The following is a 22417-nucleotide window of genomic DNA, read 5'->3' on the forward strand; positions in this document are numbered from 1 at the left end:
GCCCCGTTAACGCCGGCCGCCGCCAATGGAGTGGAGCATGTTTTTCAATCCGGACATCGGGTTCTTCATTACCCTGTTTCTTGCGATCTTTCTCGTTATGGCGACCTGCATCGCCCATCTGTTCTGGTTTGCCCGGCTCACATTCTCTTCTGCTATCGTTGGTCGGCCTCGCGCGGCGCGCATCGCCGTTCTGATCGCGGCGTTTGCCCTGCCTGTCGCCAGCTTCTATGCTTTCTACGTAGCCCGTTGGTGGCGCAGCCTCAAAGGCGAGCTGACCCTTGAAGCGTTTCGGCCATTGGCCTTCGTCACCATCACAACCCTCGCCATGGCTGTGTTCGGCACCTTTCGGCTGACGCTTCGCTTTCCGTCCCTGAATTCCGGATGGTTCGATATGCTGGAAAACCTAATCGGCCTTGGCCTGATTTTCGCCGCCGTGCAGTTGCTGCTTCATGATCCTGCGAACGGCCGCGCCTCGTTGGCGCAAAGCCCATATCGCCGGAGCCGCAATCGTCCTGATGCCCTTCCTGATCTTTGCCTAAGCAAGCCTTGTTTGGCACTAGCTTCGCATGGGTAGATTTCCACCCATGGTGGATGGCGCTTGTCCCCAAATCCACCCATGCTGCGGCGCGGTCGCGATATTATCTCATGGGTTGCAGGCGCGGGCCAATTGCCAGCCTTTTCCCGCCCCCCGCAAATGTCCTTATTCGGCGCAGGAGGAGACCGTGCGCCGGCCGACATTTATGTCCTGAGGAGGAAATCATGAAGCTTCTGAACGCCGTTCTCGGCGCAACCGCGCTCGCTGCCCTGTCGCTCTTTTCGGCACAGGCGGGCGCCCAGACCTATCCCGAGCGCCAGATCACCATGGTCGTGCCGTTTGCGGCCGGTGGCCCGACCGATACGGTTGCCCGTCTCGTCGCCGAATCCATGTCCAAGGATCTCGGCCAGCAGATCGTGGTCGAAAATGTCGGCGGCGCGGGCGGCACGCTCGGTGCCGGCCGTGTCGCGGCTGCGGAAGCCGATGGTTACACCGTGCTGCTCCACCATATCGGCATGGCGACCAGCGCCACGCTTTACCGCAAGCTTGCTTATGATACGCTGAACGCCTTCGACTATGTCGGTCTCGTCACCGACGTGCCGATGACGGTCGTCGCCCGCAAGGACATGGAAGCGACCGACCTCAAGGGCCTCGTCGAATATGCCAAGGCCAATGCCGACAAGGTGACGGTCGCCAATGCCGGCATCGGTGCTGCCTCGCATCTCTGCGGCATGCTGTTCATGAGCGCCATCGAAACGCCACTTGTCACCGTTCCCTACAAGGGCACCGGTCCGGCGATGACCGATCTTCTCGGCGGCCAGGTGGATATCATGTGCGACCAGACGACCAACACGACGAAGCAGATCCAGGGCGGCACGATCAAGGCTTACGCCGTCACTTCGCCGGAGCGCCTCGACATCTTCAAGGACCTGCCGACCGTCAAAGAAGCAGGATACGAAAGCATGACCGTCGGCATCTGGCACGGCATCTACACGCCGAAGGGCACGCCGGCCGAGATCAACGATCGCCTGTCGAAGTCGCTGCAGCTGGCGCTGAAGGACGAGAACGTCTCCAAGCGCTTCGCCGAACTCGGCACCAAGCCTTCGCCGGACGCAGACGCCACGCCGGCGGCGCTGAAGGCCAAGCTCGAAACCGAAATCGCCCGCTGGAAGCCGATCATCGAGGCGGCCGGTCAGTACGCGGATTAACGAAAAGTCCCCTCCCCAACCCCTCCCCACAAGGGGGAGGGGCTTTACTCGCGGCGCATATCTTCCTTCCCTTGTATCTCGGATTGACGAGGTGGCGCCACGAGTCTTCTCCCTCCTTGTGGGGAGATGCCGGCAGGCCAGAGGGGGTATCCTTCTCCAAGGAGACATCATGAATTCCCAGTCCATCGACAAGGCCAACCTGATCTGCGGAGTCCTGCTGGTTCTGGCCGGCATCTTCTTCGCCTATCAATCGATCGAACTCGAACTCGGCACGGCGTTCCGCATGGGGCCGGGCTATTTTCCGTTCATCCTGGCGCTGGCGCTGATCCTGTTCGGCGGGATCATCCTCTTCCAGGCGTTTCGCGCCGCAGCCAGCGAGCCGATCGGGCCGATCGCCTGGCGCGGCATCCTCTTCATTCTGGCGGCGCCGATTTTCTTCGGCATTACCGTGCGCGGCCTCGGCTTCGTGCCCTCGCTGTTCTTCACCGGGCTGATCGCCGCCTTCGCCTCCCACAAGATGAAGCCGCTGACGGCCGTCGTGCTGGCAGCATTGCTGACGGTCTTCTCCGTCCTCGTCTTTTCGTACGGGCTAGGCCTGCCGTTCCAGCGCTTCGGACCCTGGGTCCGGTTTTAGGAATTGACTGATGGAACTGTTCAATAACCTTCTCCTCGGCTTCCAGACTGCCGGCTCGATCTATAACCTGTTCTTCTGCCTGATCGGGGTTCTGCTCGGCACGCTGATCGGTGTGCTGCCCGGCATCGGCGCGACGGCAACGATCGCCATGCTCCTGCCGATCACCTTCCAGCTCGAGCCGGTCTCGTCGCTGATCATGCTCGCCGGCATCTATTACGGCGCGCAATATGGCGGCTCGACCACGGCGATCCTGATCAACATGCCGGGCGAATCCTCGTCGGCCGTCACCGCCATCGATGGCTACCAGATGGCCCGCAAGGGCAAGGCGGGCGCAGCGCTTGCCATTGCCGCCATCGGCTCGTTCTTCGCCGGCACGGTTTCGACCTTCCTCGTCGCCATCTTCGCGCCGCCGCTTACCGAGATCGCGCTGCAGTTCGGCGCCGCCGAATACTTCTCGCTGATGGTGGTCGGCCTCGTCTCGTCGATCGCGCTGGCGCATGGCTCGGTCATCAAGGCTCTCGCCATGGTGGCGCTCGGCCTGCTCTTGGGCCTCGTTGGCACCGACATCTATACCGGCGCGCCACGCTTCACGCTCGGCATCCGCGAATATGCCGACGGGCTGAACTTCGTCGCCGTCGCGGTCGGCGTGTTCGGGATCGCGGAAATCCTGCGCAATCTCGAAAACGAAAAGACCCGCGAAGTGCTGATGGCGAAGGTTTCGGGCCTGATGCCGAGCCGCGAGGATATTCGCGAGATGATCGCGCCGGTGCTGCGCGGCACGGCGATCGGCTCGATCCTCGGCATCCTGCCGGGCGGCGGGGCGATCCTCGCGTCCTTCGCCTCCTACACGGTGGAGAAGAAGGTTTCGAAGCGTCCGGAAGAGTTCGGCCATGGCGCGGTTGCCGGCGTTGCCGGTCCGGAATCGGCCAACAATGCCGGCGCGCAGACCTCGTTCATCCCGCTGCTCACCCTCGGCATTCCGGCAAACCCGGTCATGGCGCTGATGATCGGCGCGATGATCATCCAGGGTATCGTGCCCGGCCCGAATGTCGCGGCCGAGCAGCCGGCGCTGTTCTGGGGCATCATCGCCTCGATGTGGATCGGCAACCTGATGCTCGTCATCCTCAACCTGCCGCTGATCGGGCTGTGGGTGAAGCTGTTGACCATCCCCTATTACCTGCTCTTCCCGATCATCATGGCCTTCTGCTCGATCGGGGTCTACAGCGTCAATTCCAACGTCTACGACCTCTATGCCGTCGCCTTCTTCGGCCTGCTCGGCTACCTGCTCTTGAAGCTGCGTTGCGAGCCGGCACCGCTTCTGCTCGGCTTCGTGCTCGGGCCGCTTCTGGAGGAAAACCTGCGACGCGCGATGATCCTGTCGCGCGGTGATGCAACCACCTTCGTCACGCGGCCGATCAGCGCCGGGCTGCTGTTCATCGCGGCGATCGTACTGGTCGTGGTCTTCCTGCCGAGTGTCAGGAAGAAGCGCGAAGAGGTGTTTGTCGAGGAGGATTGATAGTGTGAGCATGAGGAGCGTCGGCGCCAGCCGGCCCCCCTCTGGCCTGCCGGCCATCTCCCCCACAAGGGGGGAGATCAGCTGGGAGCCCGCTCCTCGTTTCGACAGCAAACGTTTTTCTGGCTCAGCTACGATTCTGCGCTCGATGGGACATCGTGCCGCATGTGATCTCCCCCCTTGTGGGGGAGATGCCCGGCAGGGCAGAGGGGGGTGTCGGCCACCGAGAGCGACCTACACCTCCAGCACCGCCTGCAACTCACCAACCGGCGTCGCCCCGGCCATCCGCTTCAGAAGCAGCTCCGCCATCAGCCGTCCCGCTTCCGACAGGTCCTCGTAGATTGTCTCGATCCTTGGGCGAACCTGATCGAACAGGCCGGAGGTCTGCTTGGCCACCAGCCGCAGGTCGCGGCCGATCTCGAGCCCGAGGTCGTGCGCCGCCGACATGACCGCCATCGCCGACACTTCACCGCCGCAGATGAAGCCATCCGGCGGATGGCCCTCTGCCAGCCTCGCTGCGACATGCTCGCGCACCGCATCCGCCTTGCTGTCCAGCGTGATGCCGCTCGCGATCTCGAAGCCGACGCCTTCTTCCCTGACCGCCGTCATGAAGCCGTGGCGCATGTGGTGGTGGAAGGTGAAGCGTTCCGGCGGCAGGATGATGAACAGCCGTCGACAGCCGGATGCGATCAGCCTCTTTGCGGCATTGTAGGTGAAGAGGTAGTTGTCGTAATCGACGTAAGGGTGCGGTGTCGCAAGCTCCGTCCTGCCGTGGCAGACGAAGGGAAAGCCCGCTTCCACCAGGAATTTCACCCGCTCGTCGGACGGTTCCGTGCGGCTGAAGAGAATGCCGTCGGCCATCCTGTTGCGGACGATGTGCCGGACCGGATCGATCTGCGGCGTATCGGAAAAATGCGGCGTGATGACGAGGTGATAGGCAGTGCCGCGCAAAGCCGCCGTCATGCCGCGGATCATCGACGTGCCGTAGCCGAGGATTTCCTCATGGGGATCGAGGATGAGGCTGATGACATTGGTGCGGCCGGTGCGCAGGCGCTGGGCCGCGCGATCCGGCAGGTAGCCGAGCTGCGCTGCCGCCTGTTGCACGCGCTGACGCGTCTCCTTGGCGATATGCGGATCGTCGCCGAGTGCCCGGGATACGGTGGTCACCGCAAGCCCGGTCAGCTCGGCGATCGTCTTCAATGTCGGCTTGGTCCGGGTGCCGGTATTTCCGGGCGCAATTCCGGGCGTGTTCTTTCGGCCTTCGCCGTCCGCGTCGTCCAGCGGCATGTCATGTCCTCCGGTCCGTCGCGAATGCGCCGGACACCTCCATATATATCGTTACAAATTCCACGGCGATTTCCAGAAATTTTTTCAAGCCGCTGCAAATTCGGCTTATTGCCTCAATTTCCGCAATGGAAATCAAAAGGATAAGAGTTGATCGGAAAGCTTGGCGAAAACCTATGGCTGTGGGTTGACACGCCCCGCGTTTATAACGTTATAAATTCCCCTATCCGGAGAGGAGCCCGGATTAGAGGGAGATAATCAATGAACATTCGAGCTATCAGCAAACTCGCTGCCGGCGCTGCCCTGATCGCGATGACGGCGGGTGCCGCCAAGGCGCAGGAGCAGGTCGAAGTGCTGCATTGGTGGACGTCCGGCGGCGAAGCCGCGGCGCTCAACGTGCTGAAGGAAAACCTCCAGAAGGAAGGCGTTTCCTGGAAGGACATGCCGGTTGCCGGTGGTGCAGGTTCCGCCGCTATGACCGCGTTGCGCGCCCGCGTCACCGCAGGCGACCCGCCGACCGCAGTCCAGCTGCTCGGCTTCGACCTGCGCGACTGGTCCGAAATGGGCGTCGCCGCAAACCTCGACGATCTTGCCGCCAAGGAAGGCTGGGACAAGGTCATTCCGCCGGCGCTGCAGGAATTTTCCAAGTATGACGGCAGCTGGGTCGCGGCCCCCGTCAACATCCACTCGACCAACTGGCTGTGGCTGAACAAAGCCGCGCTCGACAAGGCCGGTGCCAAGGAGCCGACGAACATGGACGAGCTGTTCGCGCTGCTCGACAAGTTCAAGGAACAGGGCATCACCGCGCTCGCCCATGGCGGCGTTCCGTGGCAGGACGGCACGCTCTGGGAAGCCGTGGTTCTGTCCCGCGGCGGTCCGGACTTCTACAAGAAGGCCGTGCTCGAAGCCGATCCGGAAGCGCTGTCCGGTGACACGATGAAGCAGGTCTTCGACGACATGACGAAGCTGCGCACCTATTTCGACCCCAATTTCTCGGGTCGCGAATGGAACCTGTCGACCGCTCTCGTCATCGAAGGCAAGGCCGGCGCGCAGGAAATGGGCGACTGGTCCAAGGGCGAATGGCTGCGCGCCAACAAGAAGCCGGGCACGGACTTCGTCTGCATCCGCTTCCCGGGCACGCAGGGCTCCGTCCTGTTCAACGCCGACCAATTCATGATGTTCGACGTGGGTGACGAGCAGAAGGACGCCCAGATGAAGATGGCATCCGCCGTCGAAAATCCGAGCTTCCAGATCGCCTTCAACAAGGTCAAGGGTTCGGTTCCGGCCCGTACCGACATCCCGGACACGGAATTCGACGATTGCGCCAAGAAGGGCATGAAGGACCTCGCCGAGGCTTCTTCCAAGGGCACGCTGATGGGCTCGCTCGCTCATGGTTACGCCCAGCCGGCCGCCATCAAGGAAGCCATGCTCGACGTCATCACCCAGCACCTCAACGGCCAGCTGACGACGGATGCGGCTCTGAAGCGTCTGCCGGAAGCGGTTGCTGCGGCGAAGTGATCACTCTGGAGTGCGGGATCTCCCCATGCGGTGGCTCACGCACTCCCTCATCCCTGTGCTTGTCACAGGGATCCAGCAGCGTCGCGTCTGCGGCGCGGAAAGGTCTTTTCACGCGAAAGACTTCGCGTGGCTGGATTCCTGTGACAAGCACAGGAATGAGGGTGGAGATGGCTGCGTCCGTCTCCAAACATCCTGAGCATGGCGACCGTGAAATACTTCGCGGTCTCTAATCTTTCTATGTCGCTCCCGACCGGAGATCCCCATGACGACAATCGACCCCGTACCCGCCGTGGTCCCCGAACGGGCCGGCCGAACGCTCGGTGATACGCTGCGCAACGGCCTGCCCAAGCTGGTGCTGGCGCCGTCCTTCGCGATCATCTTGGTCTTCGTCTACGGCTTCATCCTCTGGACGATTACGCTGTCGTTTACGACATCGCGCATCCTGCCGGTCTATAAATGGGGCGGGTTCGATGCCTATTTCCGGCTCTGGTCGCAGCCAAACTGGTATGTGGCGATGCAGAACCTTGCCATTTTCGGCATTCTTTACATCGCGCTCTGCACGGCGATCGGCCTGTTCATCGCCATCCTGATGGACCAGCGCATCCGCGCAGAAGGCGTGCTGCGGCCCATCTTCCTCTATCCGATGGCGCTCTCCTTCGTCGTCACCGGTACGGCATGGAAGTGGTTCCTCAACCCGGGCCTCGGGCTGGAACACACGATGCGCAATCTCGGCTGGGAAAGCTTCACCTTCGACTGGCTGGTCAATCCGAACATGGCCATCTACACCGTCGTCATCGCCGGCGTCTGGCAGGCCTCGGGCTTCATCATGGCGATGTTTCTCGCGGGCCTGCGCGGTATCGACGGCGAGATCATCAAGGCGGCGCAGATCGATGGTGCGTCGACCGTATCGATCTACCGGCGGATCATCATTCCGCTGCTGCGTCCGATCTTCCTGTCGGCCTTCATCGTGCTCGCCCATATGGCGATCAAGTCCTACGACCTCGTCATCGCGCTCACCGGCGGCGGGCCGGGCAATGCGACCGAGCTGCCGTCCACCTTCATGTATTCCTACACGTTCAACCGCAACCAGATGAATGTCGGGTCGGCCAGCGCGGTCATGATGCTGATGGGCATCACGGCGATCATCGTCCCGTATCTCTATTCCGAACTGCGGGAGAAGAAGCAATGAGCGCCGCACAGGAAACAGTCAGCGCGGGCTCGGCGCGCTTCGCCCGTTATTTCATCTATGCAGCACTGATCGTGCTGGCGGTCGTTTACCTGCTGCCGCTCTACGTGATGCTCTCGACGTCCTTGAAATCGCTCGACGAGATCCGCGGCGGCGACATGCTGGCGCTGCCTTCCGATCCGTCGATCGCCGCCTGGGTCAAGGCATGGGGCGAGGCCTGCATCGGCGTCTCCTGCGTCGGCATCAAGGGCTATTTCTGGAACTCGATCAAGATGGTCGTTCCGGCCGTCTTCATCTCGACGCTATTAGGCGCGCTGAACGGCTACGTGCTGACCAAATGGCGTTTCCCGGGCCACAAGCTGGTCTTCGGCATGATGCTGTTTGCCTGCTTCATCCCGTTCCAGGCGGTGCTGATCCCGATGGCCCGGCTGCTCGGCCTCATGGGCCTGTCCAATTCGACGACCGGCCTCGTCATGGTCCATGTCATCTACGGCCTCGGCTTCACCACCCTGTTCTTCCGCAATTACTACGAGGCGTTTCCGGACGAGCTGGTGAAGGCCGCGATGATCGACGGCGCGGGCTTCTTCCGCATCTTCTGGCGCATTCTGCTGCCGAGCTCGGGGCCGATCATCGTCGTCACCGTCATCTACCAGTTCACCAATATCTGGAACGACTTCCTGTTCGGCGTTTCCTTCTCGTCCGGCACGTCCTCGCCGATGACGGTGGCGCTCAACAACCTCGTATCCTCCTCCACCGGCGTCAAGGAATACAACGTGGACATGGCGGCGGCCGTGTTTGCAGCACTTCCGACGCTCTTCGTCTATGTCGTCGCCGGACGCTATTTCGTGCGCGGTCTCATGGCCGGCGCCGTCAAGGGATAACGCAATGAGCTTTCTTGAAATCAGGAACATCCGCAAGAAGATCGGCAATGTCGAGATCCTGAAAGGCATCGACATCGAGTTGGAAAAGGGCGGCTTCCTCGTGCTCGTCGGCCCGTCCGGCTGCGGCAAGTCCACGCTGCTCAACGCGATCGCCGGCCTGCTGCCACCGTCGTCGGGCGATATCGTCATCGACGGCCAGGTGGTCACGGATCTGCATCCGTCGAAGCGCGATATCGCCATGGTGTTCCAGTCCTACGCGCTCTATCCGAACATGACGGTGGAGGAGAATATCGCCTTCGCGCTCGAGATGCGCGGCGTCGACAAGGCAGAGCGTGCCAAGGCAGTGGCACAGGTCGCCAAGACGCTGCAGATCGAGCATCTCCTGACCCGCCGCCCGAGCCAGCTTTCCGGCGGGCAGCGCCAGCGCGTCGCCATGGGCCGTGCGCTGGTGCGCAAGCCGCGCGTCTTCCTGTTCGACGAGCCTCTCTCTAACCTCGATGCGAAGTTGCGCGTCGAGGTGCGGGCCGAAATCAAGGCGCTGCACCAGAACACCCATGCCACGATCGTCTACGTCACCCACGACCAGATCGAGGCGATGACGCTTGCCACCAAGATCGTCGTGCTGAAGGAGGGTATGGTGCAGCAGGTCGGCACGCCGGCCGAGATCTACAATCGCCCGGCCAATCTCTTCGTTGCCGATTTCATGGGCTCGCCGGCGATGAACATGCTGAAGGGCACGGTCGTCGCCGGCGGTATCTCTCTGTTCGGCGCCAAAGGCGTTACGGTCAAGGTTCCCCCATCGGTCACGGCTTCCTTGCCCGAGGGCAAGCAGGTCATTCTCGGCCTGCGTCCGGAGGCAATCTCGGATGAGGGTTCGGCCGATGCGGCTGCCAGCGCGAAGGCCGATGTCGAAGCCGAGGTGACAATTGTCGAGCCCACCGGTTCAGACACGTTCGTGACCGGAAAGTTAGACGGCACGATGTTTACCGGCCGTGCGCGCGCCGAGACTGCCGTCACCCCAGGCCAGACCTTCCACTTCGTCTTCAATCTGGACAAGGCGGTCGTCTTCGACCCGGAGACCGGTAATCGTATGGGCTAGGGTGCGGCAAACTTGTCCAAACCTGCGATGGCATGCGAATTGCGCCAATCATTTCTTTGCGTTACCCGCAAAAGCGGTTAGAAAAGTCCCGCTGAGATGTATTGGCGTAGGGCGGGACGTAAAAATGTCAGAGACAATCGGGCGGGCTTGTACCTGCCGCGATATCTAGGGTGCAAGACTGCGGAATGCTTAGATTTTCGCGTCTTTTCCCGACAGCTTCGATTGGCGCCTATCTGGTTGCCCTGGTGATTGTTGTCGCCTTGCCGCTGCTCGCCTTCGTCGGGTTTCTCGTGCTGCAGCTCGAGGGGCAGGAGCGCGAGGGGCTGGCCAGCGAGACGGCCGAGGACGCGCAGCTGATTGCCCGCTCGGTCGATCGCGAACTGCAGGACATGGCGACCACGCTGCGTCTTCTTCTGACGTCGCCGGAGCTGGAAGCGGGCGACCTCAGGGCCTTCCACGACCGGACCCAGCGCAGCCTGCGCTCCAATTCCCTCTATGTCATTACCGTCGACAAGGACGGCCAGCAGCGGCTCAACACGCGCTCGCCCTTCGGCGAGCCGCTCGGCAAGATGTCGAACATGCCGGCGCTCGAATCCGTCTTGAAATCCGGCATTACCGAGGTCTCTGACGTCTTTTACGGCAGGACCAGCGGCAAGTGGGTGTTCAACGTCGCCATGCCCGTGCCGGAGGAGATCAATCATTCCGGCTCGGCGATCATCATGACGCAGAATGCCGACGACCTGCAGAAGCTCATCTCGATCGAGGGCCTGCCGGCCGGATGGTCGGCCGCCGTGGTCGATGGCCAGGGCAAGGTCGTGTTGTCGGTCGGTGCTGACAAGATCACGTCAGGCGAAGCGTTCCCGGGCAATACGTTGCGGCTCATGACCGGCTTCAAGGGCACGATCGAGGATGTCGATGGCGACAGCAAGCAGATGTACGGCTATGCCCAGATCACCGGCTGGACCTGGAAGGCTGTCGTCTGGGGCCCGATCGACACGGCCCAGGCAGGCATCCTGACGACATTCCGTCAGCTCGTCGCCGGCGGGGCGATCTTCCTCGCGCTTGCCGTGCTGCTCGCCTATGCGATCGGGCGCCAGCTCAGAACTCCGATCCGGCAGATCGCCAACATGGCGGAGCGGATCGGCAAGGGCGAGATCGTGGCGCCGGTCGAGACACGCATCACCGAGGCGAACCAGATCGCGGTGGCGCTTTCCAACGCTTCGTTCGACCGCAGCCAGGCGGAAGACCGCATCCATCTCATCCTGCACGAACTCGTCCACCGGACGAAGAACATCCTGACGCTGATCCAGGCGATGATGCGCCAGCTCGGCCGGCAGGATACGACCATGCCGGAATTCCAGAGGGCGATCACCAACCGCCTCCAGGGGCTCGGCAAGTCGATCGAGGCGCTTGCCAAGGAACAGTGGGCCGGGGTGCGCCTGCGCCGGGTGATCGAGATCCATCTGTCGACCTTCGAGGCCGGCGACCGGGTGCTGATGCAGGGCGACGATTTCATGCTCAAGGCCGAGGCGGTCCAGAACCTCGGCCTGGTGTTGCATGAACTGGCGACTAATTCGGTCAAATACGGCGCGCTGTCGGTTCCACAGGGCCGGGTGCGCATCTCGTGGGACGACATCGTCGCCAACGACGAGACCGGCCCGAAGATCAGCATCGTCTGGGAAGAAACGGGCGGCCCGCTGGTCACCGAGCCGTCGCGCCAGGGTTTTGGCACCACCATCATCCAGCGCCATGCGATCGCGGCCTTTGGTGGCACGGTCGATGTCGAATTCCGCCCGGAAGGGTTGGTCTGGCGCCTTGTCGCCCCTCGCGCCAATCTGGAGCGGGACGCCACCGATGATCGGCGCAGTCTCGCTATTTGATCTCTCGTCCGGGAACGAAGGCTCTCGGCCGCCGTTTTTACGGCCATGGATCTTTCGCTCAAAACCATCGAAATAGACGCCGTCTCGCTTGAGGCCATCGGCCTTACCTATGTCAACGATACCGAACCCGGCATCCGGCGCCTGAAGCGTGGCAAGGGGTTCTGCTACAGGATGCCGGACGGCCTGCTCCTTTCCGACGAGGACGATCGCCTGCGGATCGCGGCTCTCGGCCTGCCGCCGGCCTATGAGAATGTCTGGATCTGCATCGATCCGCGCGGCCATCTTCAGGCCACCGGCTACGATTCCCGCGGGCGAAAACAGTATCGCTATCACACCGAATGGCAGAGCTTTCGCAGCGAGCAGAAATTCGACCAACTGCTGCGTTTCGGCGAAGCACTGCCGAAGATCCGCCGCAAGGTGAAGCGCGATCTGGCGCTCGGCCTCGACCAGTCGGATTGCGTGCTTGCCGCGCTGGTGGCGTTGATGGACGTTACCCATCTGCGCGTCGGCAACCGTGCCTATGCCAAGGAAAACCGCACTTATGGTGCAACGACGCTTCTGAAGCGGCACATGGTGCTGTCCGGCGATGCGGTGCTGTTACGGTTCACCGCCAAGGGCGGCAAGCGGGTCCAGCACACGCTGAAACATCCGCGCCTGCAGCGCATCCTGGAGGAGATCGCCGACCTGCCAGGTCGTCAGCTCTTTTCCTTTCCCGATGAACACGGCACGCCACGGCCGGTCGATTCCGGCCGGCTCAACGCCTATCTCGCCAAGGCGGCCGGCTTTCCGGTCTCCGCCAAGACATTCCGCACCTGGGGCGGCAGCCTCGCCGCGTTTCTCATGGCCTGGAAGACCGTCGAGGAGGATGACAGGAGGCCCAGGATCAAGGCGCTCACGAAGGCGGCTTCAGACGTGCTGCAGAACACGCCCGCGGTCTGTCGTTCCAGCTATATCCATCCGAGCATCCTCGAGCTTTCCGAGGACGACGCGCCGCTGCGCAAGGTAATGAATGCTCAAAATGCGCAAAAGCCCCCGCGCGGGCTGAGGCTGGCCGAGGCAAGGCTTGTGGAATTCCTGAAGGTCGCGTCGACGGGCTAGTATGGTTCCGCGATAGGCTGGTACAAATGTTTCCCGTCATGGTTGCGAAATCTTGACGGGTAGGACTAGCGATGTGCGCCTGGAGGGGAGGGTGTTTGAGCTTGCAGGAACACGGTTGCATCCAGATAACCTGGAGGCGGAACAGTTCCGGCAGACGCGATGGTGGAAGTCACCAAGCCCTCTCAGTCGCTAGAGGGATCGGCCCTGGCGCAGGCCTGGATCGATCATGCATGACAGCGAAAGGCCGCCCGGTAGGGGCGGCCCATCAACTCGTTTTCCTTGGTATCAGCCGAAGCCGTTATGCCGCTCGGCGCTGGTGGCGACCTTCGGCCACCTCCTCGACGATCTTGTCGATGAATTGCGGCAGATCCTTTGGCGAGCGCGAGGTGATGATGCCATTGTCGGTGACGACGGCTTCATCTTTCCAGTTGGCGCCGGCATTGCGCAGATCGGTGCGGATCGAAGGATAGGATGTCGCCTGGCGGCCCCGCAGGGCATCGGCCTCGACCAGCAGCCACGGGCCGTGACAGATCGCGGCAACCGGCTTGCCGCTGCCGATGAACTGCCGCACGACATCGACCGCGTCCTCGTTGCTGCGCAGGACATCCGGGTTGATCTGCCCGCCCGGCAATACGAGCGCATCAAAGTCCTCGGCCCTCACCTGCTTGACGTCCAGATCGACGGTAACGGTGTCGCCCCAATCCTTTTCGTCCCAGCTCTTGATTTCGCCGGTCTTGATGGAGGCGATCTTCACCTCGGCGCCGCGTCTGGTCAGTTCCTCCAGCGGCACCCTGAGCTCCGAGCGCTCGTAGCCGTCGGTGGCGAGAATGAGGATGGTGGCGGATTCGATATTGGCCATGTGTCACTCCTTTCGAGTTGTTCTTTCTGGCTCATGCCCGGCCGTCAGAGACGGCCGGTAGACAGGTCCCTTCCATTGATCGACGCAGGTACGCTGATTTCCTCTCGCGGCGCCTTGGGAAGCGGGAGCACCACGGCGTCGGGTACGACGACCTGCAATTCCTTCGGCCGTTCGGCCGCGAAGGTTGGTTTCTCATGCGATGGCAGGAAGCGGTTCCTGAGAATTCTGAAAAGATGTCTCATGATGATCTCCCGTATCGGTCGGCAGGGACCTGTTACGAAGGGCAAACAATCCCCGCAGGTAAATCGTTCCGAAATTTTCCCGAAGTCTTTCGCGTCGTCACATGGCGTGACCGGGTTCGCGGGAAGGGGTATTGCCCTGATTTCAAGCGCTCAAGATCGGCGCAGGCGGAGGGCGTATCATGCCTCGCCGCAAAAGGATGCTCTCGCGACCTGCCGTGCAAGCCGCGAGAGCATGGCGCCCCAAGCGCACCCGGCGCCGGGGCATCTCCTCCTCAGGAGACCTTGAAACCTTTAGACGGGAATTACCATCATGTAGCAGGCGGCGATCACCAGCACGAAACCCGCAGCTTCTACCCATTCCCTGACCATAGACGCCTCCCAACGCATTCCAGGTACAGAACGTATTAGCGCCATTCTAGTTCCACAAAATGGCCATAAACGTGGCGGGATTGCCGAAATTATGAACGCGGCTCACATTCATCGACGAGGCCTCCCCCGTTGATCTCGCGCGTGTGCGAGCAGAAGAGAAGGACTGATGCTTCCAGGAGCCGATGGAGGTCAGCGAGCATGACGGCTACTTCCGGGTCGGATAGACATCCGGAATTGCTCCGTCCGGTCACTACGCTGCCATCCGATATCCCGTAACGGAAGCCTCGGACATGGCCAGGGCTCTCAGTATTGACATATCGGTAAATCTCGATATATACGGGCCATGGAATTGCTAGAAATATTCAAGGCCCTCTCAAACCGGACCCGTCTTGAAATCCTCAAAGGTTTGAAAGACCCCGCAAAGAACTTCCCTCCACAGGATGAAGGTGACGTTCTGACGGTTGGTGTCTGCGTCAGCAGCATCCAGGAAGGCGTCGGACTGTCGCAGTCGACGGTGTCCGATTATTTGGCAACTCTACAACGGGCGGGCCTGGTTGAAGTCAAGCGCATCGGTCAATGGACCTACTACAAACGGAATGAAGCAACCATCAGAGCTCTTGCCGAGATCATAGGCAAGGAACTGTAATTTTTTTACCAGGTAATATCGAAAATTCGCGATATTCCTTTTTAACGAAACAAGGATGTGCAATGAAAGCAATGACCCTCAAATCATTTGGCGGCCCGGAAGCGTTCGAACTTCGCGATGTGGCCAAGCCTGTTCCAAGCCCGGGGCAGGTCCTCGTCCGGGTACATGCAACCTCCATCAATCCGTTGGATTACCAGGTGCGACGTGGTGATTATTCCGATCTGGTGCCGCTGCCGGCGATTACCGGGCACGACGTATCCGGCATTGTCGAGGCCGTCGGACCGGGCGTGACGACCTTCTCGCCCGGGGACGAAGTTTGGTACACCCCGCAAATATTTGACGGGCCGGGAAGTTATGCCGAGTACCACGTTGCTGCCGAAGGAATTGTCGGGAAGAAACCTGTCTCGCTGACCCACCTCGAGGCCGCAAGCCTGACCCTCGTTGGCGGGACGGTATGGGAAGCTTTGGTCGTGCGTGCGGCGCTGAGAGTGGGGGAAAGCATTCTGGTCCACGGCGGCGCGGGAGGGGTTGGCCATGTGGCGATCCAGGTCGCGAAAGCCATGGGAGCAAGAGTGTTCACGACCGTGCGTGAAGCAAACTTCGAGTTCGCAACAAGTCTGGGTGCGGATGTGGTCATTGACTACACGACCGAAGATTATGCCGATGCCGTCATGCGGGAAACGGGCGGCCGCGGAGTCGATGTCGTGTTCGACACCATTGGCGGCAACACATTGTCGCGCAGCCCCGACGCACTTGCGCAGCTCGGCCGCGTCGTCACGATCGTGGATATTGCCCAGCCGCAAAATCTCGTACAGGCCTGGGGCAAGAACGCGAGTTATCACTTCGTTTTCACACGACAGAACCGCGGCAAGCTCGATGAGTTGAGTGCATTGGTGGAGCGTGGTCAGCTGCGGCCGCATGTTGGCGCCGTCTATTCGCTTGCCGACATTCCGCTCGCCCACACTCTTCTGGAGACCCGCAACAATGGTGTTCGAGGAAAAATCGCCATAGCAGTCGGGCCTTCGGCTAATCTTGCCGGTGCGGATTTGCCCTGAGCCCTCGACGTTGGCTGCCGGGATCGTTCCGCCGGACTGCCCGGCCGGCGGAACAACGGCCTAGTCCGCCTCCGCCCTGGCGCGCGCCGCCTCCAGTATGGATCGCATCTCGCGAGCGGCTGCGTTTTCGATGGCGAAGGCCTCTTCCGGCATGACGCCGGGATCCTCCTCATTGTCCTTGAAGGTCGCGTCGTCGCGGAGTTTTCGCAGGAAGCTTGTGATGGTCACCTCGCCGCCGATCATTGCCGCCAGCATTTCGATCATCAGCTCGCGATGGGCGTTCAGCCGTCCTTCCAGTTCTTCGGGTGCCAGAGACGTCATGGTCGCTCCTTCCGGATATTGGGGCCTTGAATGATCAGGCCGGTCATGACGGGGAGATAGGAGCCGCAAGGCCATTGGGAACAATGACTGCGACGGAAAGTTCACCCTGCAGCACAAGACAGGAGGAGAGCATGGCGCATATGGCGAAATCGGGCAAAGGCCCGAGCGAGGGCAGTGAGGAGATGGATGTCCGCGATCGGCTGATCCTGGCGCTCTACGCCCAACTGAAAGCGGAGCGGCAGACGCGCGAGGCGCTGGAATATGTCATCCGCAACGGCGCGCTGGCACCCGAGGTGCTCGAAGCGATTGCCGCCGATCCGGTGCCGGCAGTGGCCGAGGCCGATATCGCTGCCGTCGAGAAGGTCGTCGCTCTCGATCTTCGACGCCGCAGGAACCCATCTCAGCCGTAGCGGGAGGCCGTTGCAGCCCTTTTGCGCCTGGAGGCGACGCCTTGGGGTGAGTTTTCTGCTCTTTCGTGCATCGGCGGAACCAAATGCCGCGCCGCACCATTGTCAGGCAGATTTTCTCACCCAGGTTTCCGGCAAGGGGGTTCGGCATGGATATGAAGGCCAATCATTTCACGATCGAGGCGGGCAACTGGCTCCAGCTTGGCGCCAATTTCGACGGCGAGGGCGTCAACTTTGCCATCTTCTCCGCCCATGCCGAGCGGGTCGAGCTCTGCCTCTACGATCCCAGTGGCAAGGTCGAGATCGCGCGGCTCGATCTTCCAGAATACACTCACGAGATCTGGCATGGCTACGTGCCCGGCCTGAAGCCCGGCGCACTGTACGGCTTCCGCGTTCACGGCCCTTATGATCCCGAAAACGGCCATCGCTTCAACGCCAACAAGCTGTTGCTCGATCCTTATGCGCGCGAACTCGTCGGTGATATCCAGTGGAACGAGGCGCATTTTGCCTACGATCTCCTGCATGAGGACAAGGATCTCGTCTTCGACAGCCGGGACAGCGCGCCCTTCACTCCCAAAGCTAAGGTGATCGACCCCAACGAATTCGACTGGCAGGACCAGAACCGCCCCAGCATCTCCTGGCCGGCGACCGTGCTCTACGAGACCCATGTGAAGGGTTTCACCCAGCTCAATTCTGCCATTCCGAAGGAATTGCGCGGCACATTCGAGGGCATGGGTCACAAGGCATCCGTCGACTATATCAAGAGCCTCGGCATTACTTCGGTGGAACTGCTGCCAGTCCATTACTTCCCCGACGACCAGCATCTGCTCGACAAGGGCCTGAAGAATTTCTGGGGCTACAACACGCTCGGCTTCTTCGCCCCGGCCTCGCGCTATTACGGCCCGCGCGGCATCCAGGGGTTCCGCGACATGGTGCGGGCCTTCCACGATGCCGGTGTCGAGGTCATTCTCGACGTGGTCTACAACCACACCGCTGAAGGCAACGAGCTCGGCCCGACGCTTTCCTTCAAGGGCATCGACAACTTCTCCTATTACCGCACGATGCCGGACCAGCATCGCTATTACATCAACGACACCGGCACGGGTAACACGGTCAACACGTCCCACCCGCGCGTGCTGCAGATGGTGATGGATTCGCTGCGCTACTGGGCGGAATCGATGCATGTCGACGGTTTCCGCTTCGATCTCGGCACCATTCTCGGCCGCGAGCCGGAAGGCTTCGACGAGCGCGGCGGCTTCTTCGATGCGATGACGCAGGACCCGGTCCTGTCGAAGCTCAAACTCATCGGCGAGCCCTGGGATATCGGCCCCGGCGGCTATCAGGTCGGCGGCTTCCCGCCCGGCTGGGCCGAATGGAACGACAAGTATCGCGACACGGTGCGCGAATACTGGAAGGGCGACAATGTCTCGACAGATTTCGCCGCCCGCCTGCTCGGGTCCGGAGATCTCTATGACCAGCGCGGCCGCCGCCCGTGGGCTTCCGTCAATTTCATCACCGCCCATGACGGTTTTACGCTGAACGACCTCGTTTCCTACAACGAGAAGCACAACGAGGCGAATGGCGAGGACAATAACGACGGCCACAACGACAACCGCTCCTACAATTACGGAGAGGAAGGCCCGACGGAAAACGAGGCCATCAACGACGTGCGCGACCGCCAGAAGCGCAATTTCCTCGCCACCCTGTTCTTCTCGCACGGCACGCCGATGCTGCTTGCCGGCGATGAATTCGGCCGCAGCCAGATGGGCAACAATAACGGCTATGCGCAGGATAGCGAGATCTCCTGGGTCCACTGGGACGACCTGCCGGAGACCTGCGAGGCGCTGCGCGAATTCACCCGCCACATCATCAAGCTGCGCGCCGAACAGCCGCTGCTTCGCCGGGAAAACTGGCGCGACGGGATGGACATCAAGTGGTTCAACGCCGGCGGCGGCTTCCAGCAGCCCGAGCAGTGGGACGAGGGCACGACGCTCGGCGTCTATATCGGCCGCCCGGACCTGCAAACGGAGGAGGGCATCTGGCACGACGTGCTGATGCTGTTCAACCCGTTCGAAGGCAACGTGCCCTTCCGCATCCCGCAATTCGGCGAGGGCGGCTGGGTACTGGAACTGACCACCTGCGACACCAAGAAACACGGGCTCGTCATCACCAAGGAAAAGGATTTCGAGCTCGAAGGCCGCAGTCTGGCGCTGTTCAGGCGGCCGTAAGCCATCTGTTACAACCGTCTTTGATTTCGTGAGGCCCGATCCGTCTGGATCGGGCCTCATCTGTGAAATGGTCCGCCTGTGGGCTCTGCATCACTTCAGGCTGGAAGCAGCACCAGCACGGCGCATGCGACGAGGTTGGCCACGAGGAAATAGGGGGCGTTCAACAGTCCGTATTGCAGCGGTCGCGGAAACAGCGGGTTGATCGCGATGGTGAACGTCATCGGCCCGAGAAAGCCCATCCCCACGACGAGCCCGAGAACCAGCGCGTCGGCCAGGGACGTGATGCCGAGCGCCCTGATAAGCAAGGCGTCAGCGATAGCGATCACCAGCGAGCACAGCATCGGCCCGACAACGAATATTGCGCCGGAGACCTTCTGCTCTTCCTTCGACAGTTTTTCCCGTCCCGTTACATAAAGATACTGCTTCGGGACCAGGGCCATGAAGTAGATGGCGCCCAGAATGGTGAAGGCGAGTGTGGCTGCCAGTACGGCAATCCAGTGAATTTCGGCGAAGGCTGCGAGCATGGCGTTTCCTTTGTTGGCGCGCTGTCGATGAGGCTGCTATAGGCTGAGGCAACTGACAGTTTACGGCAGTTGAGTGATGGCTCGGACCGACAGGCTTTTCCGACTTCTCCAGGCAATGCGCACGATGCCCGCACCGATCACGGCTGCCCGGCTGGCGGAGGAGACGGGCGTATCCGTTCGTTCGCTCTATCGGGACATAGACAGCCTGCGTGCGGCAGGCGCGCGGATCGAGGGCGAACGCGGATATGGCTACAGGCTGACGGAGGATTATTCCCTCCCGCCCCAGACGTTCGGCCGCGAGGAAATCGAAGCCATCGCGCTCGGCATGGCCGAGGTCAGGCACATGGGCGATCCCGTCCTGGCGAAGGCTGCCATTTCCGTAATTGCCAAGGTGGCGGCCTCCTTGCCTGACGACCGCGAGCAGCAGCTGTTTCACGCGATCTCGCAGGTCTTTCGGCCCGAACAGCGCTACGCTGCGACGGATCATGCCGAGACGATCAGGCAGGCCTGCTGGAAGGAGGAGGCTCTGGACATTGAATATATCGACAGGGATCAGATCCTCAGCAAACGCACAATCCTGCCGCTTGCCATCATGTATACCGACAGGGTGCAGACCGTATTGTCCTGGTGCTGCCTGAGAGAGGCCTTCAGGATGTTTCGAACCGACCGGATCGTGCAAGCCAGATCCAATGGAACGAGTTTCCGGCCAAGGCGCGCGGTTCTGCTGCGTCACTATCTGGCTGATCTTGCAAGAGGCGACGAACGGTCGGATATCGCGACGGATGCGCCGGCAGAACGGGAATCCCGGCCCTAAGGGTTATCAACGCTGCGCTGTCATGAGATTGGCGCCGCGACGGCCATGGACAATCCGGGTTGCCTGCACTGCCATATTTTGCGATCACCCTCGGCAACCGGACCTGATCAGGTCGCGCGATGAGGGAGAGCCATCATACCGATCGTCAGGGACAAGTCTCGTTTGTTTACTGCGGAGAGACTTCCGGCTCAGGGAGAGGCGAAGGACAGATGAGTAAGGGCCTGATCGTCTTCATGCGGATTTTCCTCGTCGTTTTCGGCCTGATCTTCATCGGCGGGGGCGGGTTCGTCATTCTCGCGTGGCAGGGCACATTCGACCATGGCATCGTCTATGGCGTGATTGCCGGCCTCGCTGTCTTTGCCGGTTTCGCGTTCGTCTGGACCGGCATTTTCGCCGGCGCGCGAACGATCGATGGATGGACGGATGCCGTCACGGTGCATGAGGCGAGCCTCATCCCCGTCATCATCTCCATACCGATCTTCCTGATCTGGGCCTGCATTCCCTCGCGCTGGCCGTCACGCAGCAAGGCGCGTTCCGGCGAGATGAGCGGCGACGGATTCGGAGAAGGGATGGCGAAAAGGTCCCGGCGGCGCAAACGCGCATGATGCGACGGCTGCTGCCGTCCGACTGTTACCAGAATTTCAGCCGTCTCAGGCCCGTTGTCTGGGGTTGAGTCGTCTTCCTGATGACGTTTTCATAGACGGAGGCATATTGCTGGGCTGAACGTTCCCAAGAGAATTTCGTCTTCATGCCCTGGTTCTGCAGCCGCGCCCACATTTTCGGTTCTTCATAGGCGTGCAGCGCACGGCGCAGCGCCAGCCGCAGGCCGTTGGCGGTGACCGGATGGAACTGGAAGCCGGTGGCGACGCGGGCGGACATGGCCGCGTCATTGGCGTCGATGATGGTTTCCGACAGCCCGCCGGTGCGCGAGACGACCGGCACGCAACCGTAGCGCAGTGCGTAGAGCTGGGTCAGGCCGCAGGGCTCGAAGCGCGACGGCTGGACGATTGCGTCCGATCCGCCCTGGATCAGGTGCGCCGTCGGCTCGTCGTAACCGACATGCACCGCCATGCGGCCGGGATAACGGGCCGCAGTTTCCATCACCGACTTTTCGATCGCATGGTCGCCTTGGCCGAAGATGATGATGCGGCCGCCATTGTGGATCACCTCGTCGGCCGTCTCCGCCAGCATGTCGATGCCCTTCTGCCAGGCGATGCGGCTGACGGCGGAGAAGATCGGTCCGCCATCGTCCGGCTCAAGGCCGAAATGTTCGAGCAGAGGCGCCCGGTTGTCGCGCTTGCGGCGCAGGCTGCTAATGTCGAAATTCTGCGGCAGGTAGGGGTCGGTCGCCGGGTCCCATACATCGAGATCGATGCCGTTGACGATGCCGCGCAGCGCCTGGACCCTTTCGTTCAGCACGCCGTTGAGGCCCATGCCGAAGCGCGGAGTCAGTATCTCGCGCGCATAGGTGGGGCTGACCGTGGTGATCGCATCGGCCGTCTGCAGCCCGCCCTTGAGGAAGCAGATATCGCCGAAATATTCCAACCGGTCGAGGGAATAGGCTTCCATCGGCAGGCCGATATAAGGCAGCAGGTCGGAGGAATACTGGCCCTGGAAAGCCAGATTGTGGATGGTTATGACGACCGGGATCATGCAACCCGCCTGGCGCATGTAGACCGAGGTCATAGCCGTCTGCCAGTCATGGGTATGGACGACATCCGGCACCCAGCCGGGCAGCGCGCCGCCGGCAATCTCGGCTGCCGCGAGCGACAGCGCGGCAAAGCGCTTCCAGTTGTCTGGATGGTCCTCGCCGAACTGGTCGACATAGGGGCCGCCCGGGCGGTCATACAAGGTCGGTGCGTCGAGGATGAGGAGGTCGAGCCCTTCCACCTGCGCATGCAGCAGGGAAGCGCGCTCGCCCAGCAGGTCTTCGAACACCATCAACTGGGTCGCGCTGCCAAGCGCTTTCTTCACCCTTGGATATCCGGGAACCAGGGATGTCGTCTGGATGCCGAGCGGTTCGAGCGCCTTGGGCAGCGAGCCCGTCACGTCGGCCAGTCCACCGGTCTTGATCAGTGGATAGATCTCCGACGTCACGGACAGAATTTTCATCTCG

General features: G+C 61.6%; 22 protein-coding genes. 16 read left to right on the forward strand and 6 right to left on the reverse strand.

Annotation, left to right across the window (positions count from 1 at the left end):
* Positions 1-37 precede the first annotated feature (37 nt).
* The 4 genes from BM216_RS10900 to BM216_RS10915 all read left to right on the forward strand — a co-directional run bounded on the left by BM216_RS10900 (position 38) and on the right by BM216_RS10915 (position 3893).
* Positions 38-574 carry a hypothetical protein gene (locus BM216_RS10900; RefSeq protein WP_092998960.1) on the forward strand — a complete coding sequence of 179 codons (537 nt, stop codon included), beginning with the start codon at positions 38-40 and terminating at the stop codon, positions 572-574.
* Positions 575-759: 185 nt separating this feature from the next.
* Entirely contained in the window at positions 760-1743 is a 984-nt protein-coding gene (locus tag BM216_RS10905; protein WP_092998962.1) for a tripartite tricarboxylate transporter substrate-binding protein, read from the forward strand.
* 169 nt (positions 1744-1912) lie between these two features.
* A complete protein-coding gene (locus BM216_RS10910) occupies positions 1913-2377 on the forward strand; it encodes a tripartite tricarboxylate transporter TctB family protein (RefSeq protein WP_092998964.1) in 465 nt (154 codons plus the stop codon).
* Between the two features lie 10 nt (positions 2378-2387).
* Entirely contained in the window at positions 2388-3893 is a 1506-nt protein-coding gene (locus BM216_RS10915) for a tripartite tricarboxylate transporter permease (protein ID WP_092998966.1), read from the forward strand.
* Between the two features lie 231 nt (positions 3894-4124).
* On the opposite strand, the gene BM216_RS10920 is transcribed toward BM216_RS10915, so the two are convergent.
* Positions 4125-5177 carry a substrate-binding domain-containing protein gene (locus BM216_RS10920; protein ID WP_092998968.1) on the reverse strand — a complete coding sequence of 351 codons (1053 nt, stop codon included), beginning with the start codon at positions 5175-5177 and terminating at the stop codon, positions 4125-4127.
* A 264-nt stretch (positions 5178-5441) separates the two neighbouring features.
* Here BM216_RS10920 and BM216_RS10925 point away from each other — a divergent pair, with 264 nt between their 5' ends.
* The 6 genes from BM216_RS10925 (at position 5442) to BM216_RS10955 (ending at position 12836) form a co-directional block, all read left to right on the forward strand.
* Complete coding sequence (locus BM216_RS10925) at positions 5442-6692, forward strand: ABC transporter substrate-binding protein (RefSeq protein WP_177230767.1); 1251 nt, start codon at positions 5442-5444, stop codon at positions 6690-6692.
* A gap of 262 nt (positions 6693-6954) precedes the next feature.
* Positions 6955-7881, forward strand: coding sequence for a carbohydrate ABC transporter permease (locus tag BM216_RS10935; protein WP_092998974.1), 927 nt, complete (start codon positions 6955-6957; stop codon positions 7879-7881).
* Positions 7878-8759, forward strand: a complete 882-nt coding sequence (locus BM216_RS10940) for a carbohydrate ABC transporter permease (protein WP_092998976.1) — start codon at positions 7878-7880, stop codon at positions 8757-8759. The genes BM216_RS10935 and BM216_RS10940 overlap by 4 nt, the downstream gene beginning before the upstream one ends.
* Before the next feature lie 4 nt (positions 8760-8763).
* Positions 8764-9858 (forward strand): ABC transporter ATP-binding protein, encoded by a 1095-nt coding sequence (locus BM216_RS10945; protein ID WP_092998978.1) that lies wholly within the window; start codon positions 8764-8766, stop codon positions 9856-9858.
* A 185-nt stretch (positions 9859-10043) separates the two neighbouring features.
* Positions 10044-11738: a sensor histidine kinase gene (locus BM216_RS10950; protein WP_092998980.1), complete on the forward strand. Its 1695-nt coding sequence runs from the start codon at positions 10044-10046 to the stop codon at positions 11736-11738.
* A 72-nt stretch (positions 11739-11810) separates the two neighbouring features.
* The gene (locus BM216_RS10955; protein WP_177230768.1) at positions 11811-12836 is read left to right on the forward strand and encodes a DNA topoisomerase IB; all 1026 of its coding nucleotides are present in this window, start codon (positions 11811-11813) and stop codon (positions 12834-12836) included.
* A gap of 298 nt (positions 12837-13134) precedes the next feature.
* Here the strand turns inward: BM216_RS10955 and BM216_RS10960 are convergent, their stop codons facing one another.
* Together BM216_RS10960 and BM216_RS10965 are read right to left on the reverse strand one after the other, a co-directional pair.
* Positions 13135-13695 carry a type 1 glutamine amidotransferase domain-containing protein gene (locus tag BM216_RS10960; protein ID WP_092998984.1) on the reverse strand — a complete coding sequence of 187 codons (561 nt, stop codon included), beginning with the start codon at positions 13693-13695 and terminating at the stop codon, positions 13135-13137.
* Between the two features lie 44 nt (positions 13696-13739).
* Positions 13740-13937, reverse strand: coding sequence for a hypothetical protein (locus BM216_RS10965; RefSeq protein WP_092998986.1), 198 nt, complete (start codon positions 13935-13937; stop codon positions 13740-13742).
* Between the two features lie 712 nt (positions 13938-14649).
* On the opposite strand from BM216_RS10965, the gene BM216_RS10970 reads away from it, so the two are divergent.
* Positions 14650-14952, forward strand: coding sequence for an ArsR/SmtB family transcription factor (locus tag BM216_RS10970; RefSeq protein ID WP_092998988.1), 303 nt, complete (start codon positions 14650-14652; stop codon positions 14950-14952).
* 62 nt (positions 14953-15014) lie between these two features.
* Complete coding sequence (locus BM216_RS10975; RefSeq protein WP_092998990.1) at positions 15015-16007, forward strand: zinc-dependent alcohol dehydrogenase family protein; 993 nt, start codon at positions 15015-15017, stop codon at positions 16005-16007.
* 60 nt (positions 16008-16067) lie between these two features.
* Here the strand turns inward: BM216_RS10975 and BM216_RS10980 are convergent, their stop codons facing one another.
* On the reverse strand, positions 16068-16328 hold the full coding sequence (locus tag BM216_RS10980) for a hypothetical protein (protein WP_092998992.1): 261 nt from the start codon (positions 16326-16328) through the stop codon (positions 16068-16070).
* A gap of 131 nt (positions 16329-16459) precedes the next feature.
* On the opposite strand from BM216_RS10980, the gene BM216_RS10985 reads away from it, so the two are divergent.
* Entirely contained in the window at positions 16460-16738 is a 279-nt protein-coding gene (locus BM216_RS10985; RefSeq protein WP_092998994.1) for a hypothetical protein, read from the forward strand.
* Between the two features lie 146 nt (positions 16739-16884).
* Positions 16885-18963, forward strand: coding sequence for a glycogen debranching protein GlgX (gene glgX, locus BM216_RS10990; RefSeq protein ID WP_210217035.1), 2079 nt, complete (start codon positions 16885-16887; stop codon positions 18961-18963).
* 95 nt (positions 18964-19058) lie between these two features.
* Here glgX and BM216_RS10995 read toward each other — a convergent pair whose 3' ends face one another.
* Positions 19059-19487: a DUF1761 domain-containing protein gene (locus BM216_RS10995; RefSeq protein ID WP_092998996.1), complete on the reverse strand. Its 429-nt coding sequence runs from the start codon at positions 19485-19487 to the stop codon at positions 19059-19061.
* Between the two features lie 76 nt (positions 19488-19563).
* Between BM216_RS10995 and BM216_RS11000 the strand changes: the two genes are divergently transcribed.
* Positions 19564-20301, forward strand: coding sequence for a helix-turn-helix transcriptional regulator (locus BM216_RS11000; RefSeq protein ID WP_092998998.1), 738 nt, complete (start codon positions 19564-19566; stop codon positions 20299-20301).
* 209 nt (positions 20302-20510) lie between these two features.
* Positions 20511-20906, forward strand: a complete 396-nt coding sequence (locus BM216_RS11005) for a hypothetical protein (protein WP_092999000.1) — start codon at positions 20511-20513, stop codon at positions 20904-20906.
* 25 nt (positions 20907-20931) lie between these two features.
* Here the strand turns inward: BM216_RS11005 and glgA are convergent, their stop codons facing one another.
* Positions 20932-22413, reverse strand: a complete 1482-nt coding sequence (gene glgA, locus BM216_RS11010; protein ID WP_092999002.1) for a glycogen synthase GlgA — start codon at positions 22411-22413, stop codon at positions 20932-20934.
* Between the last annotated feature and the right edge of the window lie 4 nt (positions 22414-22417).

The organism is Rhizobium sp. NFR07 (genome assembly GCF_900111905.1).
Taxonomy (GTDB): domain Bacteria; phylum Pseudomonadota; class Alphaproteobacteria; order Rhizobiales; family Rhizobiaceae; genus Neorhizobium.

Bases quoted from the DNA above. Each gene is read 5' to 3' on its own strand.
- BM216_RS10900 (WP_092998960.1), top strand. From the start codon at position 38: ATGTTTTTCAATCCGGACATCGGGTTCTTCATTACCCTGTTTCTTGCG.
- BM216_RS10915 (WP_092998966.1), top strand. From the start codon at position 2,388: ATGGAACTGTTCAATAACCTTCTCCTCGGCTTCCAGACTGCCGGCTCG.
- BM216_RS10935 (WP_092998974.1), top strand. From the start codon at position 6,955: ATGACGACAATCGACCCCGTACCCGCCGTGGTCCCCGAACGGGCCGGC.
- glgA (WP_092999002.1), bottom strand. From the start codon at position 22,413: ATGAAAATTCTGTCCGTGACGTCGGAGATCTATCCACTGATCAAGACC.
- BM216_RS10945 (WP_092998978.1), top strand. From the start codon at position 8,764: ATGAGCTTTCTTGAAATCAGGAACATCCGCAAGAAGATCGGCAATGTC.
- BM216_RS10975 (WP_092998990.1), top strand. From the start codon at position 15,015: ATGAAAGCAATGACCCTCAAATCATTTGGCGGCCCGGAAGCGTTCGAA.
- BM216_RS11000 (WP_092998998.1), top strand. From the start codon at position 19,564: ATGGCTCGGACCGACAGGCTTTTCCGACTTCTCCAGGCAATGCGCACG.
- BM216_RS10960 (WP_092998984.1), bottom strand. From the start codon at position 13,695: ATGGCCAATATCGAATCCGCCACCATCCTCATTCTCGCCACCGACGGC.
- BM216_RS10970 (WP_092998988.1), top strand. From the start codon at position 14,650: ATGGAATTGCTAGAAATATTCAAGGCCCTCTCAAACCGGACCCGTCTT.
- BM216_RS10985 (WP_092998994.1), top strand. From the start codon at position 16,460: ATGGCGCATATGGCGAAATCGGGCAAAGGCCCGAGCGAGGGCAGTGAG.
- BM216_RS10920 (WP_092998968.1), bottom strand. From the start codon at position 5,177: ATGCCGCTGGACGACGCGGACGGCGAAGGCCGAAAGAACACGCCCGGA.
- BM216_RS10980 (WP_092998992.1), bottom strand. From the start codon at position 16,328: ATGACGTCTCTGGCACCCGAAGAACTGGAAGGACGGCTGAACGCCCAT.
- BM216_RS10910 (WP_092998964.1), top strand. From the start codon at position 1,913: ATGAATTCCCAGTCCATCGACAAGGCCAACCTGATCTGCGGAGTCCTG.
- BM216_RS10965 (WP_092998986.1), bottom strand. From the start codon at position 13,937: ATGAGACATCTTTTCAGAATTCTCAGGAACCGCTTCCTGCCATCGCAT.
- glgX (WP_210217035.1), top strand. From the start codon at position 16,885: ATGGATATGAAGGCCAATCATTTCACGATCGAGGCGGGCAACTGGCTC.
- BM216_RS10950 (WP_092998980.1), top strand. From the start codon at position 10,044: ATGCTTAGATTTTCGCGTCTTTTCCCGACAGCTTCGATTGGCGCCTAT.
- BM216_RS11005 (WP_092999000.1), top strand. From the start codon at position 20,511: ATGAGTAAGGGCCTGATCGTCTTCATGCGGATTTTCCTCGTCGTTTTC.
- BM216_RS10940 (WP_092998976.1), top strand. From the start codon at position 7,878: ATGAGCGCCGCACAGGAAACAGTCAGCGCGGGCTCGGCGCGCTTCGCC.
- BM216_RS10995 (WP_092998996.1), bottom strand. From the start codon at position 19,487: ATGCTCGCAGCCTTCGCCGAAATTCACTGGATTGCCGTACTGGCAGCC.
- BM216_RS10905 (WP_092998962.1), top strand. From the start codon at position 760: ATGAAGCTTCTGAACGCCGTTCTCGGCGCAACCGCGCTCGCTGCCCTG.